Here is a 17383-nt window from a genome sequence, read left to right as displayed (position 1 = left end):
GTGTTTTCAGAAGGCGGACGTCATCCGCACCACCTCGTCGAAGGCGGTGAGGCCCTGCGCCAGCTTGCGCACGGCGGCCTCGCGCAGCGTGCGCATGCCCCCGCGGCGCGCCGCCTGCACCAGGTGCTCGTAGGGCGCCTCGCGGGCGATGAGCTCGCGCACCTCGCGGTTGGTGGAGACGATTTCGAAGACGCCGGTGCGGCCGGAGAAGCCGGTGCCGCGGCAGCGCACGCACCCCGCCCCCTTGGACAGCTTCACGCCGCCGGGCAACAGCGGCAGGGGGGCTTCCAGGGCCAACAGCTCGTCCGGCGTGAGCACCGCCTCCTCCGCGCAGTGCACGCAGACGCGGCGCAACAGGCGCTGGGCCATGACGCCCAGCAGGCTCTGGGCCAGGAGGAAGGCCGGCACGCCCAGGTCCTTCATGCGCGCCACCGCGCCCAGCGCGTCGTTGGTGTGCAGCGTGGAGAGCACCAGGTGGCCGGTGAGCGCGGCCTGGATGGCGTTCTCCGCCGTCTCCGCGTCGCGGATCTCGCCCACCATGATGACGTCCGGGTCCTGGCGCAGGATGTGGCGCAGCGCCCCCGCGAAATCCAGGCCCACCTTGGGCTGTACCTGCACCTGGTTGAAGGTGTCCCACACCATTTCGATGGGGTCTTCAATCGTGGTGACGTTGACGTCCGGCCCCGCCACCGCCTTGAGCGCGGAGTAGAGCGTCGTCGTCTTGCCGCTGCCCGTGGGGCCCGTCACCAGGATGAGGCCGTGGGGCTGGTCAATCCATGACTCGAAGTGGCCCTTCTCGTCCGGGTCGAAGCCCAGCTGGGCGATGTCCTGCACCAGCGTCTCCGGGTCGAAGATGCGGATGACCACCTTCTCGCCGAAGGCGGTGGGCAGCGTGGAGACGCGCAGCTCCACCTCGCGGCCGTCGCGCTCCGTCTTGATGCGGCCGTCCTGGGGGCGGCGCTTCTCGGAGATGTCGATGCGCGACAGCATCTTCACGCGCGACACGATGGGCGGGTGCACCTGCGAGGGCAGCGTGTAGACGGGGTGCAGCACGCCGTCGATGCGCAGGCGCACCACGGCGGTGGCGCGCTTGGGTTCGATGTGGATGTCCGACGCGCGGTTGTCGAAGGCGTAGCGCAGGAGGTAGTCCACCGCCTGCACCACCGGCCTGTCGGACGCCTCCAGCTCCTGCGTGCCGCTGAGCGACACCAGCTGCTCGAAGTTGGCGATGGGCGCGTTGGCGCCGCCGAAGTCGTCCGCGGCCTTGGCCAGCGTGTTCTTGAAGCCGTAGATGTCCGCGATGGAGCGCAGGATGTCCGTCTTCGCGGACAGCACGGGCTCCACCGGCTCGCCGGTGAGCCGGTGGAAGGACTCGAAGAGCTCGCGGTCGAAGGGGTTGGCCACCGCCACGCGCAGCCGCCCCTGTTCGGTGCGCTCCAGGGGCAGCAGCACGTGCTTCTGCGCGTAGGGCCGGGACACCGTGCGGGTGGCCAGCGCCATGTCCATCTTCAGCGGATCCAGCTTCCGGTAGGCCAGCCCCGCGGCGCGCGCGGCGGCCTCCGTGACGCGGTCCTCGTCCAGCACCCCCCGCCCCCCCGGCGCCGGAACCTGGAAGGCCGCGACCACCTCCACGGGCGACACGTCATAGCGGGCCGCGTCCTTCCCCGGCCCGCCCTGCGCCTTGAGCACGCGGGCGCGCGCGGCGGGCTCCCGCGCCAACACCTCCTGCGCCTGCTGGGGCGTCAGCAGGCGCTGGGCGACCAGCGCCTCCAGCACGAAGCCCAGGGTGAAGTCCGTGGCGCTGCGCGAGGGGGCGCTGCTTCCGGGGGGAGCCGCCTGGGTCACACCTTCCTCCTTCTGCGGGTGGCCAGGAGCAACACCCCGAGCCCCACGAGGAATGCCGCGGACGAGGGGGCACTCTGGCAGCCGCAGCCGCCGGGGTCGTTCGTCGTGCCACCCGAGCCGCCGTCCACCGGCGGGGGCGGCGGCGTGCCACCGTCACCACACAGGGTGCAGGTGCCGCCGTCCGTCTGCGCGTACGGGTCGTAGCACTGGCCACCATTGCCGCAGTAGAGGCCGTTGGGGCAGTCCTGGTTGGAGCGGCAGGGGGCGATGCAGGCGGTGCCCTCCTGGAAGGGCACGCACTGGAGCGGCGAGGAGCAGGTGCCCGTGCCGCAGTCGCGGAAGCAGTAGCGGTCCTCGCCGGTGCCCGCCGGGCGGCAGGTGTTGCCGGGGCTGCACGTGCAGGTGGCCACCGAGCACGGCTCCGAGCACACGCCCTGCGGGTTGCCATTGAGCTTCAGGCACTTCTGGTTGAAGCCGCACTCCGAATCCTGGAGGCACGGGTCGCCCACGCTGCGCGTGCCAGACAGCTGCTGCACGCAGGCGTGGTCGCAGGAGCGGCAGGCGTAGTTGGAGCCGCAGTCGTTGTTGGTGGCGCAGTCAGCGACGCACACGTCGCCGCCGTTGTCCGGCAGCGTGTTGCAGGTATAGCCCTGGCGGCAGTCGCCCTTGCCCGGGCGGCAGTTCTTCAGACAGCGCTTGCCCACGGAGCCCACGGACGTGCACGTGGAGCCGGTGGGGCAGTCCGCGTTGGCGACGCAGGACTCCGTGCAGTAGCCGTCCGTCCACGCCGGGAAGGCGGTGGTCTTGTCCGTGGCCGTCAGGCAGCGCGACTCGGGCGCGCCGCACGTGGAGGCGCTGGTGCAGGGGTTGCCCACCTTGGTGCCCGTGCCAATCGCCTCCGGCAGACAGGCGTACTGCGAGCCGTTGATGAGCGTGGACGCGCGGCACTGGTAGGGGGCCGGGCAGGCTCCGGGCGTGCCGGAGGGGCACGGCTTGGAGCAGATCTTCATCGAGTTGCCGCTGGTGGTGGACTGCGTGGTGACGCAGGTGAGCCCGGGGCCGCACGCGGCGGTATCACACGGCGAGCCCACCGCGCCCGTCTGGGGATAGCGCTGGCAGAAGGCGCCGCGGTCATACGACGACAGGGTGCGCCGCTGCGTGCCCGCGTTCAGCGAGAAGTACATCACCGCGTCCGGGTACTCGTACGTGCTGCCCAGGCCCAGACAGTGGCCCACCTCGCGCATCACCGCCGTCTGGATGTCCACGAAGCCCGCGGGCGTGGGGGAGAACGTGGTGAACTTGTGGCTCACGGCGTCCAGGAAGATGTCGCACTGGTACACGTTGCCGCCGTGGCTCAGCGGCACCGCGGCGGCCACGTTGGCGCCGGCGTTGAGCACGTCCTTGTACTCGGTGCTGTTCGGGTCGGTGACCCAGATGGCGGCGACGCTGAAGCCGTCCAGCCGGTCGTTCACGTCCGGGATGGGGACGATGGTGGAGCGGCCCTTGTACGTGAAGGCGGGCCAGGCGCAGTCCACGTCCTGCCAGGCCTGGAAGGCCTTCTTCACCGCGTCTTCCACCAGCGAGATGTCATTGCCCGAGGGCTGGTTGTTGCGCGCGTCCACGTAGTACGGGAACGGGTCCTGGCTGTTGTTGAGCACCCAGTGTTCCAGGAACTGGTAGCCCCCCTGGGCCTGCGCTGTCGTGGCCAGCGCCAGCAGTCCAAGGAGGAAGACACTCCGCTGCGTCCCACGCTTCATCACCCGCACCTCGTCACGTCACGTCCGCACGGGGCGCTCCGTCTGAGCGCCCGGACGTCACCGGGCGGACACTCTACCCGTGAACGGCGCGAACGGTGGCATCCACCAGCGCCTCGGGCGTGGGGCGCTCGGCGACGGCGGCCACGGGGATGCCCAACTGCGTCAGCGCGGTCGCCGTGGTGGGGCCAATGGCCACCACTTTCGCGGAGGCCAGCGGCTCGCGGCCCACCCCCTCCACGAAGGCCTCCGCGGTGCGCGGCGAGGCGAAGAGCACCACCTGGGGCGGCGATTCGGCCAGCCGGGCCAGCGACTCCGGTTCGACGGTGGCCGGAGCGCTGCGGTAGGCCGTCACGCGGGTGACCCGCACGCCCAGGTCGCGCAGGCCGTCCTCCAGCTCGCGCCTGCCCTCCTCCGCCGCGGGGAGGAGCACGTCGTCCTCCGGCCCCAGCACGTCGCGCAGGGCGGTGAAGAGCGCCGCGCCGGTGCCCTCGTTGGGCTCGGCCTCCACCTTCAGGCCATAGCCCTCCACGGCCCTCGCGGTGCGCGGCCCCACGGCGGCCAGCTTCACGCGGGACAGCCGGTCCAACGTACCGGCGAGCCGCAGGGCCTCCAGGAAGGCCTCCACGGCGGAGGGGCTGGCGAACACCACCCAGTGGTAGCGCTGCACGTGCTCGGCGGCGGACGCGAGCGGGCGCGGGTCCTCCGGCGGATGCAGCTCCAGCAGCGGCAGGCTGAGGACCTCCGCGCCCTCGTCCTCCAGGAGGAAGCACAGCTCCTCGGCCCGCTCACGCGGGCGCGTCACCAAGATTCGGATGCCATCCAGTCGCGGGTCCACGGGCCGGCACTCTAGGCGCGGGGAGCGCCTTCGCGGCGGGCGAAATCGCGCAGGATGTCTCCCGCCCCGCGCGACAGCAGCTCGTCCGCGAGCGCCTCGCCCAGCCGCTCCGCTTCCGGTACGGGGCCCTTCACCTCGCCCCGTACCACCCGTGTCCCGTCCGGCCGGCCGACGAGGCCGCTCAGGTACACCTGGCCGTCCTTCACGGTGGCGTGGCCGGCCATGGGCACGGTGCAGCCGCCCTCCAGCTTCGCCAGGAAGGCGCGCTCGGCCCGCACCGCGTTGCGGGTGGCCAGGTCCTCCAGGGGTGAAAGCAGCGCGCGCACGTCCGCGTCCGCCTCGCGGCACTGGATGGCCAGCACGCCCTGCCCCACCGCCGGCAGGCTCTCCGCCACCGGCACCACCTGGGTGATGTGGTGGTCCAATCCCAGGCGCTTGAGCCCCGCCGCCGCGAGCATCGCGCCCGCGAGCTGGAGGTCGCGCGTCTTCTGCAGGCGCGTCTGCACGTTGCCGCGCAGCGAGACGATCTCCAGGTCCGGCCGGCGCTCGCGCAGGATGCAGCTGCGCCGGAGCGAGGACGTGCCCACCTTCGCGCCCGCGGGCAGCATCGCCAGCGTGTGCCCCTCCGGGCTGCAGAACGCGTCGCGCGGATCCTCGCGCGCCGGCACCGCCGCCAGGATGAGCCCCTCCGGGAACACCGACGTCATGTCCTTGAGGCTGTGCACCGCGATGTCCGCGCGGCCATCGAGCAGCGCCTGTTCAATCTCCTTCACGAACAGGCCCTTGCCGCCCACCTGGGACAGCGGCGCGGACAGGAAGCGGTCGCCCTCGGTGGTCATCTTCACCAGGGTGACCTCCAGGCCGGGGTTGCGCGCGGTGAGGAGCGAGGCCACGTGATTCGCCTGCCACAGCGCCAGCGGGCTCTCCCGCGTCGCGATTCGCACCGTCTTCATCATCGCCGGCTCCCGGTTGCCACCACGGTGTTGCGCGCCTCCTGAGGGGGCGCGGCGCTCTCGTCCGGAGCGATGGCGGCGGCCTCCGCCTCCGTCAGGCCGAACAGCTCCGCGGCGGCGCCCGCCAGCCGGTTGCCCTCACCCTGGGGCCCCACGGCGCGCAGGCGCGCGGTGGGCTCATGCAACAGCTTGTTCACGATGGCTCGCCCCATGGCCTCGATGCTCTTCTTCTGCTTGTCGGTGAGCCCGTCGCCCAGGCCCAGCAGCGTGCGCTCCACCTCCGCGCGGGCAATGGCCTCCGCGCGCTGACGCAGGCGCGCCAGCACGGGCATGCCGTCGCGCAGCGCGCGCTCCCGGGCGAAGCGCGCCACCTCCTGCGCCACCAGCCCGCCCGCCTTGTGCGCCTCTTCCGCGCGCGCGGCGGTGTTGTCCGCGACGAACTTCTGGATGTCGTCCACGTCGTACGCGTGCACCCAGTCCAGCGTCCCTACCGCCGGGTCGATGTCTCGCGGCACCGCCAGGTCCACCATGAACAGCGGCCGGCCCTTGCGCGCCTTGCCCAGCGCGCCCACGTTGTCGCGCGTGAAGAGGGGCACCGGCGACGCGGTGCTCGTCACCACCACGTCCGCCGCAGCGAGCAGCGTGAAGAGTTCCTCGAAGGGCTTCGCCACCCCGCCCACCTGCGCCACCAGCGCTTCCGCGCGGGCGAGCGTGCGGTTGGTCACGATGAGCGTCCCGGCGCCCGCGTTCTTCAGGTGCCGCGCCGCCAGCTCGCCCATCTCGCCCGCGCCCACCACCAGCACGGTCTTGTCCTTGAGCCCGTCGAACACCTTGCTCGCCAGCTGCACCGCCGCGGACGCCATGGACGTCGCCGCGCGGCCCACCGCCGTCTCCGTGCGCACGCGCTTGGCGCAGCCGAACGCCGCCGCGCACGCGCGCGTCAACTCACCGCGCACCGCGCCCGCGCCCTGGCCGCGCTCGAAGGCATCCTTCACCTGCCCCAATATCTGCGCCTCGCCCAGCACCATGGAGTCCAGGCTGGACGCCACGCGGAACAGGTGCACGAGCGCCGCCTCGCCCTGGTGCTCGTACAGGTGCTCCAGCGCCTCCGCGCCGCCCAGCGAGTGCAGCGTCTCCCGCGCGCGCTCCCGCGCCAGGTCCGCGCTGGGGGCCGCCAGGTACACCTCCACGCGGTTGCACGTGGACACCCAGAGCGCCTCCACGGGCGCCTGCGCCAGGCGCTGCAACACTTCCGTCTGCCGGGTTTCAGGCAATGCCAGCCGCTCACGGACGCCCAGGGGCGCGGTGCGGTGTGACACGCCAATGCAGATGAATTCCATGGCTACGGCATCCCCGGGCCAGCGGCGGACAGGTCGTAGGACGACAGGAAGGAGACCAGTACCAGGCAGAAGCCGGCCATGGTGAGCAGCGCCACCCGCCGGCCACGCCAGCCGGCGAAGATGCGTGCGTTGACGAGCGCCGCGAAGACGCCCCATGCGACGAACGTGGCCACGTGCTTGGCCTCGAGCGCCCAGGTGAGCCCCCGCAGCGTGGTGGTGAACAGGGCGCCGGTCGCCAGCGTGAGCGACAGCGCGATGAACCCCCACAGCACGAGCCGCCGGTTGAGCGTGTCCAGGAACTCCAGCGACGGCAGCCGGGAGAAGAGCAGCCCGAAGTGCTTGGACTTCACCTCGCGCTCCATCAGCAGGTACATGACGCCCACTCCGGCCGCGACGCCGAAGGCCGTCAGGCCCAACAGCGCGATGGTCACATGCACCGGCAACAGCGGCTGGCGCACCGCGTCCGGCAGCGGCGTGGATCCGCCGTGCAGCAGCATGCCGACGAGCAGCACCGCCACCGCCAGCGGCGTGAGGAACGCGCCGATGACGGGCTTGCGGTAGCGCACGTCCAGCGCCAGGAACAGCGCCAGCAGCAGGAAGGCGAAGGTGGACATGCCCTGCGCGGGGCCCACCAGGCGGCCTCCCTGCGCGCTCAGCATCCCGATGAGCGCAACGCAATGCATCAGCAGCCCGGTCCCCACCAGCACCCGGCCGGTGACGGCGAGCACCTGGGACTGGCGGACCAGGAAGGCGAGGTAGACGAGCGCGGCCAGGCCGTAGGCGTGGCAGGCGAGCGAGACGAGCGTATGGCTCATGGCGGCAGGCTCATAACCCCGGCCGAGGAGGCATTCAGTCCTGCCTCAGCCCATTTTACATTTTATTGAGAATGAAGGCCGCCAGCAGATCGGTCTCCGAATTGGGCTTGCGCTCAGCAGCGGGCGCCCCCACCTCCGCGACATAACCCGGAACCACCTCGTACGCGGAGTCCCCGACCAGGATGGAGTCGGCCATCTGTTCAGCCCCCAGCCGGCCAAGCTGCTCCTCGGTCTTCACCCGGGAGACCAGCTGGTGCGTGTCCTCCCCGGACACCAGTTGGACGACATGGACGGCGGGCGTGAGCGGCCAGGCGCTCCCACCCTCGGCGGCGACCACCAGGCGGCCCTCGCGCAGGTCTGCTTTGTCCTCCAGCGCCCACTCCTCGAGCTGGGCCTGGGACAGGAAGAGCTTCGTCACGCGCCGCAGACTACACCACCCTCATTCCCGGCGGGCCTGGAAATGGGGTGCAACCTCCGGCCAGATGCGGCATCCGTTCCACCGGAAGCGGCCCGGCCCTCCCGCCCCCGAGGCATCCGCCGGGCGCGAAGCTCAGGACGTATCCTACTCAAGCAGTCGACATGAGGTGACGACATGGCTGGCGACGTGATCAACATCGGTGATTCGGACTTCCAGACGCAGGTCCTGGACTCTCAACAACCCGTGCTCGTGGACTTCTGGGCCACCTGGTGCGCGCCCTGCCGCGCCATCGCGCCCTCCGTCGAGGCGCTGTCCGGCCAGTACAAGGGCCAGGTGAAGTTCGCGAAGATGGACATCGACGCGAACCAGGACACGCCCCAGAAGTATGGCATCCGCTCCATCCCCACCCTGCTGCTCTTCAAGGGCGGCAAGGTCGTGGACCAGATTGTCGGCGCGGTGCCGAAGTCGCGCATCGAGGACGTGGTCCGGAAGAATCTCTGAGCCCATGTGTTCCCGGTGACGGGCCTGCTTCGAGGCCGTCTCCCTTCGTCCCCTCCACCCACGCGCCCTGGCCTTCACACCGCCAGGCTTCGCGCCCGGTGAGAGGGGACGTTGCTTATGGGCTCCCAACCAGACACCCGGGCGTGACAGGGCTCGCGGTTCGATATGTCTGTAGAAAGACAACTCACCGCAACGGTAAGGGCTTTCACGTACCGGGTGCGACCCGCCCCCTGACGCAGACGTTTCTCTGCTCTTGAGACAAATGCCTTCCTGGCACGACTGGACGATCCTCCCGTCATGTTTTGTTCAACAGACATTGAAATTGCATTACGAGTCAAACACGACCCCAACATGTCTTGTTGACAGAGTTCGCCACAACAGACACAAGTCGCGAGTACACGCCTGTCTTGATTGGCGAGTTTCTACAGGAGTTTTCATGGCACGCCTTCGCAAAGAATTGACCTCGCAAGCACCGCTGACCCCTGCCCTGACGTCGTGGGCGGAGGCCCTGGGTGATGCCATCGGCCGCGGCATGCTGCGCGCGCTGAACACGGGAATGCCGGGCATGGGCGCCGTCGCGGCGTCGCCGGGCAATGGCGCGGTGATGGCGGGTCGCCGCCGCGGCCGTCCCCCCAAGACGGTGGCGGGCGGGCCGGTGCCCATGGACCGCCGCTGCACGGTGAGCGGTTGCACCCGCGAGCAGCGCTCCAAGGGCCTGTGTTCCGCGCACTACCAGGCCGAGCGCCGCAGGCAGATCGCCACCGGCAAGCCGGCCTGAAGAAGCCGTACCGGGGCCCTACTCGCCGCGCCAGGGGTCTCCGGGCGTGGTGGCCTTGAGCAGCTCCCAGGCCGCCATCACGTCGATGACCCGCTCCAGCTCATTGGGCAGGGAGCGGGCGCGCTGGGACTTGAGGTAGTCCTCGGTGAAGGCCCTCAGGCGCATGCCCAGGAAGAGCCGGGCGAGCGCCACCTCCGTCTGACCCGAGAAGTCCAGGAAGCGCAGGGCGAACCCGCTGCGGCCCTCGTCCTCCGGGCCCCGCTCCTCCCGGACAATCTCCGCGCGAGCCTCCACGGGGGCGGCCCCCTCCTCCAGCGCGAAGCGCGCGCGCACCACCGTGCCCATGGGCAGGAAGAAGGTGCTCGCGAGGAAGGCGCCGCTGACGCTCACGTTCACGGACGTGAGCCCCGCGGAGAAGCGCCGCCCGCCCGCGCCGTCCTCCACCCAGAGCTCGAAGTGCGTGGCCAACTGCGCGCGCGGGAAGTGCCGGTGCTCCGGCTCCCCCTGGTTCATCTCGATGCGGGGCGCCGCGCCGGGCACGGGCACGTTGCGCGACGTGCCCACCGGCGGGACGAACGGCCGGGGTGCCTGCGCTTCCTCCGGCCCGCGCGCCGCCGTGCCGGCCTTCGCCGTCGTCACACCCTTCCTCTGCACCACCATCGGAAGCCTCCGCGGCCGTCAGAACATGTGACGGCGCATGCTGATGTTCACCAGCAGCCCGATGCACAACATCACCGACAGCATCGAGGAGCCGCCGTAGCTCATGAGGGGCAGCGTGATGCCCGTCACCGGCAACAGGCCAATGACCATGCCGATGTTTTCGAACACCTGCCAGAAAAGTGTAGCCACCACCCCTACGGCAACGAACGCTCCAAAACGGTCACGTGCGCTGAACCCCACGCCCAACCCGAGAATGAAGATGCCGCCGTAGAGCACGAGCAACAGGAGACAGGAGAAGAAGCCGTGTTCCTCGGCCCACACGGAGAAGATGAAATCCGTGTGCTGTTCCGGCAGGAAGCGCAGACCTGTCTGGGTTCCCTCACGCCAGCCCTTGCCGGTGAGCCCCCCGGAGCCCACGGCAATCTTGGATTGCGCGGCGTGATAGCCACTGCCGCGCAGATCCGCTTCGGGGTCCAACCATCCGGAGATGCGCTGGCTCTGGTGTTTCTTCAGGTAGTGGCGCACGACGGTGGTGCGCGGCTCGGGCATCTCCCGGACGTAGTCGTTCCAGATGATGAGGCCGCCCACCAGCACGCCCGCCACGATGGTGGCGGCCAGGTACCAGCGCACCTTGCCGAAGAGGATGACGGTGCCGGAGGACAGGAAGATCATCAGCGCGGTGCCCAGGTCCGGCTGCACCAGCACCAGCGTGAAGGGCACCATCACCACCAGCACCGGCTTCCACAGCCGGACGAGCCCGTAGGACGGCTGATTGGGCTGGAAGTCGTCGTGGTAGACCTTGGCCAGCATCAGCACGACGCCAATCTTCATGAACTCGGCGGGCTGCAGGCGGAACGGGCCAATGACGAACCAGCTCTCCGCGCCCTTCGCCGTGTGCCCCACCAGCCGCAGCGCCAGCAGCGCCAGGATGTTGAGCACGTAGATGGGGAAGGCCATCCGCTGGATCCAGCGGTAGTCCACCAGGCACACCATCAGCACCGCGCCCAGGCCCACGCCCAGGTAGAGCGCCTGGCTGGTCCACACCGGCGCCATGGGGGGCCGGGACGCGGACGCCAGGTTCCAGATGCCCAGCGCGCACACGCCCAGCACGCACACGATGAGCCCCCACGGCACGTGGGGCATCATCCGGCGCTCAATCCGCAGTTGCACTGTCGTCTCCGGTTTCCGAGGGCGGCTGGATGGGCTCTCCCGGCAGGTTCACCTTCGGCGGGGGCACCACGCGCGTGAGCGACGCTTCATCCAGGCTGGGCGCCGGCGGCAAGGACGGCGTGTAGGGCTGGTTGGCGCGGGGCGGCGGTGACGTGGCGTCCTGCGCCTTCAGTTCGAAGTACTTCTTCATCACGGCCAGCGCCGTGGGCGCCGCGTCCACGCCGCCGTGGCCACCGTGCTCGTTGAGCACCACCACCGCCAGCTCCGGCTTGTCCGCGGGCGCGAAGCCGGCGAACCACGCGTGGTCGCGCTCGAAGTAGCTCATCTGGTGCGTCTTCAGGCGCACCGTGCCGATGCGCGCCACCTGCGCGGTGCCCGTCTTGGCCGCCACCAGGAAGTCCGCGGGCAGGCCCGACTTGAGCTTCGCGCGGTACGCGGTGCCGCCGGGCTCCTGCGCCACCGCCTCCAGGCCTTCGACAATGGCCTTCAGGTGCGCGGGGTTGATGTCCACCTTCGACACCACCTCCGGCTTGAACTCCTCCATCACCTGCCCGTCCAGGTTCTCCAGCCGCTGCACCATCTGCGGCTTGTAGAGCTTCCCGCCGTTGGCCACGGCCGCGTACACCAGCGCCAGTTGCAGCGGCGTCACGTTGTCGTCGCCCTGCCCGATGGCGCTGTTGAGCGCCATGCCCTTGGTGTAGCCGCCCGGCGAGGCTTTGTCGTGGTACGCGCTGGACGGCATGATGCCCGGCACCTCCGCCACCACGCCGATGCCGGTGGGGCGGCCCAGGCCCAGCGACTTGCCCATCTCCGCGATGGGGTCCAGGCCGATGGTGTCCGCCACCTTGTAGAACCACGCGTCGCACGACGCCTTCATGGCGCCCCGGCCGTCCAGGGGCCCGTGGCCGCTGTCCTTGTGGCAGCGCCACACGCGCGCGCCCAGCCGGTAGCCGCCGGAGCAGTGCACCACCGTCTCCGGACGGAACGCGCCGGACTTGAAGGCCGCCAGCTGCGTCACGACCTTGAACGTGGAGCCCGGGCTGTAGTGCTCCGCGGCCACGCGGTTGATCATCGGGTGGAGCGGATCCCGGGCCAGCGTGGCCATCTGCGACGGCGTCACGCGGCCGGTGAGCAGGTTGGGGTCGAAGCCGGGGCGGGACACCAGCGCCTTGATGAAGCCGGTGTTCACGTCGATGGCCACCACCGCGCCCGTCACGCCCGGGAACGAGCGCTCCGCCTCTTCCTGCAGGCGCATGTCGATGGAGAGCACCACGTTGCTGCCGGCCGTGGGAGGAATGACCGCGTTCTCCCCCAGCTTGTCGTTGAGCTCTTCAATCGTCTGGCCACGCGCGTTCACCACTTCCTTGCGCACGCCGTCCTGCCCGCGCAGCTTGGACTCGAAGTAGCGCTCCAGGCCTCGCCGGCCGATGTAGTCGCCCAGCGCGTACTTCGCGCCGTCCCCGTTGAGGCGCTCCAGCTCCTCCTGGGTGATTTCATTCATGTAGCCCAGCACGTGCGACAGCACCGTGTCCGCGCGGTAGTTGCGGTGCGGCACGGGCACCACTTCCACGCCGTCCAGGATGTCGCGCCGGGCGTTGAGCCGGTCGTACTCGTCGCGCGTCAGGTCCACTCGCACCGGCACCGGCTGGAAGGGCGCGTTGCGGCGGCTCGCGCGGACCAGGTCTTCAATCTTCTTGCGCTGCTCGGGGTCCCACTGGAGCAGCTCGCCCAGGCGCGGAATCACCTGCTCGAAGCAGTCCGTGCAGAAGGCCGGCGTGACGAAGGCGTCGAACGACGGGCGGCTGTCCACCAGGATGGTGCCGCGCGCGTCCTTGATGACGCCGCGGTCGGCGCGCAGGCGCACCTCCTTCACGAAGTTCGCCACGCTCTTGGCGGCGTACTCCTCATGACGGATGAGCTGGAGCCGGTACAGCTGGATGGCCAGCGCCACCAGGCCCAGCGACATGGCCAGGCCCAGCCACAGGAAGCGGCGCTTCAGATCCCGGCCTGGAGTGGTGTTGCCAATGGTGGGAGGCGTCAACGGAGCAACCCCGCCGGGCGCTCCTGCGCCACCTCAAACCGCTTGAACAACGGGAAGAGCAACAGGGCCGCCACGCCCGTGAGCGCCAGCTGCGCCGGCATGCCGGAGAGCAGCGGCGCCGTGGAGCCTTCCTTCACCGTGAGCCAGGTGAAGAACGTGGACAGGAGGCCATGCCCCAGGTCCGCGCCCATGGCGAACAGCGCGAAGGCCACCGGGCCCCGGACGTCCACGAACGACGCCACCAGCCGGCCCACCAGGAAGGTGAACACCGCGAGGAACGTGAACAGGCCCGTGGGCTGGCCGCTCATCAGGTCCAGCAGGTAGCCCACCGCGAAGGCGGAGCAGGCCCCTTCCGTGAGGCTCGCCCGGAGCGCGAGGAAGGCCACCAGCACCACCGTGACGTCCACGCGGCCCAGCACCAGCCCCGCCTGCTGGACGAACACGGACTCCAGCGTGAGCAGCACCAGCGCCAGGATGACGGTCACCAGGAACTTCATTTCTGCGCGCCCTCCGTGGAGGCCCCGCCGGTGGCGGCCATTTCACTGTACGGACTGCCCACCACCAGGACCTCCTCCAGCCGGCTGGTGTCCACCGCAGGCGTGATGTCCGCGCCCTGGAACATGCCGTGCTCCTTCTTCTCCAGCTGCGTCACCCGCCCCACCACCAGCCCCGGCGGATAGATGCCGTCCGTGCCGGAGGTGATGATGAGGTCGCCGTTCTCCACGTCCTCCGTGCGCAGCATGTTCTCCAGCGTCAGGGGGCCGTTGCCCGCGCCCGCCGCCGTGCCGCGCGCCCTGGAGCGCTGCACCCGCACCGCCACCCGGCTCTGCGGATCCGTCACCAGCGCCACGTCCGCGTAGCCGCCCGTGGACCGGATGACCTGCCCGACGATGCCGTCCGGCGTCACCACCGACATGCCGCGGAACACGCCGTCCTTCTCTCCGCTGCTGATCCGCACCGACAGGAGCTTCGCCACCGGATTGACGCCCACCACCCGCGCCGGAATCTCCGGCCCGGGCACGGCCTCCGCGTACGCCAGCAATTTGCGCAGCCGCCCGTTCTCCGAGCGGGCCTCGCCCAGGGCCTGCACCGTCGCCCGCAGCTGAAGGTTCTCCAGTCGCAACGCGTCATTGTCCTGACGGACGCCACGCAGATCCAGGTAGTTGCGCACCGCGGCCACGGCGCCGTCGATGCCGGCGGTGAGCCCCTGCTGCACGGGGGCCGTGAGCGCGATGACGCCCCGGTCGACGAAGTTCGGGTCGCGGCCCCGCCGCCCGCCCAGCAGGAAGGCGCCGAGCGGGTACAAGAGGAGGGCGGCCACGAGGAGGAAGCGGCGGTACCGCTTGAGAAGAGACAACACGGACGGGGGCTTTCCCGGGGTGGGCGAAGGACGCGGGTGGAAGGGGGAGAGGGTCGGGCTAAGCTGGCTGAATCGCTTGCATTTTCCGGTCTGTTGTCCTAGGCAGTCAAGGCCCGGATGAGGGGGTGTTGATACTCATGCATCCCCACCGGCCGGGCTACCAACAACACGGCGCCGCGAGACCTTCCGCAAGGTGATTCGCGGGCGCTTCCGACCGTGAAGTGACCACAATGGACGGTTTGAATCCCCGGAAGGTCTTCTCCCTCCTGTTCATCATCGGCATCGCCGTGGTGTTCACGCTCCAGTTCGGCCCTGGCAGCAACGGGTTCGCGGACACGGGCAGCCAGGCGCCCACCGCCAGCGCGGTGGCCACGGTGAACGGGAAGGAGATTCCTGTGCGCGACTTCAGCATGGCCTGGTCGCGGCAGATGAACTTCCTGCGCTCGCAGGGCAACCCCATCCCGGAGTCGGTGGCCCGCCAGTTCGGCCTGGACAAGCAGGTGCTCGACCGGCTGGTGAACGCGGAGCTGCTCGCCCAGTCGGCGGAGCGCCACGGCATCACCCCGTCGGATGAGGAGCTGCGCAAGCTCATCCACGAGAACACCGACTTCCACACCAAGGAGGGCGCGTTCGACTTCGCCCGCTACCAGCAGGTGCTGCGCGACTTCTACCGCCGCACGCCGCAGGAGTACGAGCAGGAGCTGCGCCGCCAGATGGCCGCCCAGAAGATGCTGGACGTGGTGCGCACGGGCGCCGTGGTGTCGGACGACGAGGTCCGCGCCCGCTACGAGAAGGAAGGCAACCAGGCGAAGCTGGTGTTCGCCCGCTTCCTGCCCACGATGTTCGCGGACAAGGTCCCCGCGCCCACGCCCGCGAAGCTCGCGGAGTTCCAGAAGACGCACGAGAAGGAGATCGCCGACTATTACGCGGCGAACAGCTTCGTCTACAACGTGCCGGAGCGGATCCGCGCCCGTCAGATCCTGGTGAAGGTGGCCCCGGACGCCACGCCCGAGCAGAAGGCCCAGGCGAAGGCGAAGGCGGAGGGCCTGCGCAAGGAGCTGGACGGCGGCAAGGACTTCGCCACCCTGGCCAGGGCGAGCAGCGACGACGACGCCACCAAGGCGAAGGGCGGCGAGCTGGGCTGGGTGGAGCGCACCACGTGGGACCCGGCGCTGGCCGACGCGGCGTTCGCGCTGAAGGCCGGGGAAGTCACGCAGCCGGTGGAGTCCGCGCTGGGCGTGCACCTGGTGAAGGTGGAGGAGAAGAAGGACGCCCAGGCGAAGAAGCTGGAGGACGTGAAGGGTGAAATCGCCACCACGCTCTTCAAGCAGGACCAGGCGAAGGGGCTGGCGAAGGCGGAGGCCGAGAAGGCCCTGGCCGCGGCGAAGGCCGGCAAGTCCCTGAAGGAGCAGTTCCCGGTCCCCGCCGGCCAGCAGCCCGCGCTGTTGCGCTTCGAGGCGGAGACGAAGCCGGAGGCCGTGGAGACGGACAGCTTCACCGCGCAGGGTGACTCCGTGCCGCACCTGGGGCCGGCGCCGGCCCTGGTGAAGTCCACCTTCGAGGCCAACGGCCCGGTGGTGCTGGGCGAGGTCTTCACCGTGGGCGACGCGAACATCGTCGCGCAGGTGGTGGAGCGCGAGAAGCCGGACACCGCGGGCTTCGACAAGCGCAAGGAGGAGCTGCGCACCCAGGCCCGTCAGGCCAAGCAGATTGAGCTGACGGAGTCCTTCCTCAAGTCGCTGAAGAAGAGCGGCAGCGTCGTCACCAACACCGAGGCCATCGACTCGGTGCTGGGCTCCGCGGGGTAGTCACCCGCCGGAGCGGGCGTAGGGGACCTCCATCGGGGTCCCCCCTCCCGAAGGGGCCTCGGCGACGGCGATGCCGTCCCGGCCCCGGCCCTTGGCCGCGTACATGGCGAAGTCCGCCGCGCGGATGAGGTCCGTGGAAGTGGTGGCGTGCTCCGGGAAGGAGGCCACCCCCACGCTCGCGGTGAGCGCCACGTCCAGCCCCTGCTCACGCAGGAAGCGCTGGCCGCGGAACGCCTCGCAGATGCGCTGGGCGATGACCTGGGCCCCGGCCTTGTCCGTCTCAATCAACATCACCGCGAACTCGTCGCCGCCGTAGCGGAAGACGGCGTCCAGGTTGTGGCGGCCCAGGCTGATGAGTAGGTCCCCCACCTCCTTGAGCGTGGCGCTGCCCACCAGGTGCCCGTGCCGGTCGTTGATGGACTTGAAGTGGTCCAGGTCCAGGAACACGAGCGACAGCGGGTGGCGGAAGCGCGCCGAGCGCTTCACCTCCTGCTCCAATTGCGCGCGCAGGTGCCGCGCGTTGAAGCAGCCGGTGTGCTCGTCCGTGATGGTGAGCTCCTGGACGCGGCGGAAGTTGCGCGCGTTCTCGATGGCGATGGCCGCGTAGTCCGCGATGGCGGACAGGGCGGCGAGGTCGTCATGCGTGAAGCCGGGCTCGGTGGGCCCGTTGACCAGCTCAATCACGCCCAGCACGCGCTCGCGCGCCACCAGGGGCACGGCGAGCAGCGAGCGGGTGTGGAAGGCGGAGGCCTCGTCGAAGCGGGGCGCGAAGCTGGAGTCGCCGGCCACGTCGTGCACGAGCCGCGCGACGCCAGAGGAGAACACCGCCCCGGCGATGCCCTCGCCCGGGTTGAGCTGGAGGGCCTTGAGCGCCTCGGCGCCCTCCCCCACCGCGATTTCGAAGTAGAGCTTTCCGCTGCGCTCGTCCTGGAGGATGAGCGACCAGTTGCGCGGCTTGAGCAGCGCGCTGACCTTCTGCATCACCAGCGCGAGCACTTCGCGCAGCTCCAGCGTGGAGGTCAGCGCCTTGGCCATCTCGTTGTAGGCGGCCAGCTGCTCCACTGTCCGCTTCATGGCCGACAGGAGGTCCGCGGGGTTCATC

General features: G+C 70.1%; 16 protein-coding genes. 3 read left to right on the top strand and 13 right to left on the bottom strand.

The window, feature by feature from the left end:
• Positions 1 to 6: 6 nt before the first annotated feature.
• The 7 genes from JYJ93_RS16315 to JYJ93_RS16285 all read right to left on the bottom strand — a co-directional run bounded on the left by JYJ93_RS16315 (position 7) and on the right by JYJ93_RS16285 (position 7963).
• Positions 7 to 1845, bottom strand: coding sequence for a type II/IV secretion system protein (locus JYJ93_RS16315; protein WP_206792351.1), 1839 nt, complete (start codon positions 1843 to 1845; stop codon positions 7 to 9).
• Positions 1842 to 3602 (bottom strand): MYXO-CTERM sorting domain-containing protein, encoded by a 1761-nt coding sequence (locus JYJ93_RS16310; protein WP_206792349.1) that lies wholly within the window; start codon positions 3600 to 3602, stop codon positions 1842 to 1844. Before JYJ93_RS16310 ends, JYJ93_RS16315 begins: the two co-directional genes overlap by 4 nt.
• A 73-nt stretch (positions 3603 to 3675) precedes the next feature.
• Complete coding sequence (locus JYJ93_RS16305) at positions 3676 to 4437, bottom strand: uroporphyrinogen-III synthase (RefSeq protein WP_206792347.1); 762 nt, start codon at positions 4435 to 4437, stop codon at positions 3676 to 3678.
• An 11-nt stretch (positions 4438 to 4448) separates the two neighbouring features.
• The gene (gene hemC, locus JYJ93_RS16300; protein ID WP_206792345.1) at positions 4449 to 5393 is read right to left on the bottom strand and encodes a hydroxymethylbilane synthase; all 945 of its coding nucleotides are present in this window, start codon (positions 5391 to 5393) and stop codon (positions 4449 to 4451) included.
• Positions 5390 to 6730 carry a glutamyl-tRNA reductase gene (gene hemA, locus JYJ93_RS16295; RefSeq protein WP_206792343.1) on the bottom strand — a complete coding sequence of 447 codons (1341 nt, stop codon included), beginning with the start codon at positions 6728 to 6730 and terminating at the stop codon, positions 5390 to 5392. Before hemA ends, hemC begins: the two co-directional genes overlap by 4 nt.
• A 2-nt stretch (positions 6731 to 6732) precedes the next feature.
• Positions 6733 to 7545, bottom strand: coding sequence for a cytochrome c biogenesis protein CcsA (ccsA, locus tag JYJ93_RS16290; RefSeq protein ID WP_206792341.1), 813 nt, complete (start codon positions 7543 to 7545; stop codon positions 6733 to 6735).
• Between the two features lie 55 nt (positions 7546 to 7600).
• Positions 7601 to 7963 (bottom strand): hypothetical protein, encoded by a 363-nt coding sequence (locus JYJ93_RS16285; protein ID WP_206792339.1) that lies wholly within the window; start codon positions 7961 to 7963, stop codon positions 7601 to 7603.
• 174 nt (positions 7964 to 8137) lie between these two features.
• Between JYJ93_RS16285 and trxA the strand changes: the two genes are divergently transcribed.
• Both trxA and JYJ93_RS16275 read left to right on the top strand, forming a co-directional pair.
• On the top strand, positions 8138 to 8464 hold the full coding sequence (trxA, locus tag JYJ93_RS16280) for a thioredoxin (protein WP_206792337.1): 327 nt from the start codon (positions 8138 to 8140) through the stop codon (positions 8462 to 8464).
• A gap of 436 nt (positions 8465 to 8900) precedes the next feature.
• Positions 8901 to 9242, top strand: a complete 342-nt coding sequence (locus JYJ93_RS16275; protein WP_120566465.1) for a hypothetical protein — start codon at positions 8901 to 8903, stop codon at positions 9240 to 9242.
• A gap of 18 nt (positions 9243 to 9260) precedes the next feature.
• Here JYJ93_RS16275 and JYJ93_RS16270 read toward each other — a convergent pair whose 3' ends face one another.
• From JYJ93_RS16270 to mreC, 5 genes are read right to left on the bottom strand one after another with little or no spacing between them, the layout of a single operon-like run.
• Complete coding sequence (locus tag JYJ93_RS16270; RefSeq protein ID WP_206792335.1) at positions 9261 to 9902, bottom strand: PilZ domain-containing protein; 642 nt, start codon at positions 9900 to 9902, stop codon at positions 9261 to 9263.
• An 18-nt stretch (positions 9903 to 9920) separates the two neighbouring features.
• Positions 9921 to 11048 (bottom strand): rod shape-determining protein RodA, encoded by a 1128-nt coding sequence (gene rodA / locus JYJ93_RS16265; RefSeq protein WP_206800326.1) that lies wholly within the window; start codon positions 11046 to 11048, stop codon positions 9921 to 9923.
• A gap of 7 nt (positions 11049 to 11055) precedes the next feature.
• Complete coding sequence (mrdA, locus tag JYJ93_RS16260; RefSeq protein WP_206792333.1) at positions 11056 to 13113, bottom strand: penicillin-binding protein 2; 2058 nt, start codon at positions 13111 to 13113, stop codon at positions 11056 to 11058.
• On the bottom strand, positions 13110 to 13610 hold the full coding sequence (locus tag JYJ93_RS16255) for a hypothetical protein (protein WP_206792331.1): 501 nt from the start codon (positions 13608 to 13610) through the stop codon (positions 13110 to 13112). The genes mrdA and JYJ93_RS16255 overlap by 4 nt, the downstream gene beginning before the upstream one ends.
• Positions 13607 to 14473 (bottom strand): rod shape-determining protein MreC, encoded by an 867-nt coding sequence (gene mreC, locus JYJ93_RS16250; RefSeq protein ID WP_206792329.1) that lies wholly within the window; start codon positions 14471 to 14473, stop codon positions 13607 to 13609. Before mreC ends, JYJ93_RS16255 begins: the two co-directional genes overlap by 4 nt.
• Before the next feature lie 230 nt (positions 14474 to 14703).
• Here mreC and JYJ93_RS16245 point away from each other — a divergent pair, with 230 nt between their 5' ends.
• Positions 14704 to 16281: a SurA N-terminal domain-containing protein gene (locus JYJ93_RS16245; RefSeq protein ID WP_206792327.1), complete on the top strand. Its 1578-nt coding sequence runs from the start codon at positions 14704 to 14706 to the stop codon at positions 16279 to 16281.
• Here the strand turns inward: JYJ93_RS16245 and JYJ93_RS16240 are convergent, their stop codons facing one another.
• On the bottom strand, positions 16282 to 17382 hold the full coding sequence (locus JYJ93_RS16240) for a sensor domain-containing diguanylate cyclase (protein WP_206792325.1): 1101 nt from the start codon (positions 17380 to 17382) through the stop codon (positions 16282 to 16284).
• Between the last annotated feature and the right edge of the window lies 1 nt (position 17383).

It is taken from the genome of Corallococcus sp. NCSPR001, assembly GCF_017309135.1.
GTDB lineage: Bacteria > Myxococcota > Myxococcia > Myxococcales > Myxococcaceae > Corallococcus.
This window is presented reverse-complemented; position numbering and strand designations above follow the sequence as displayed.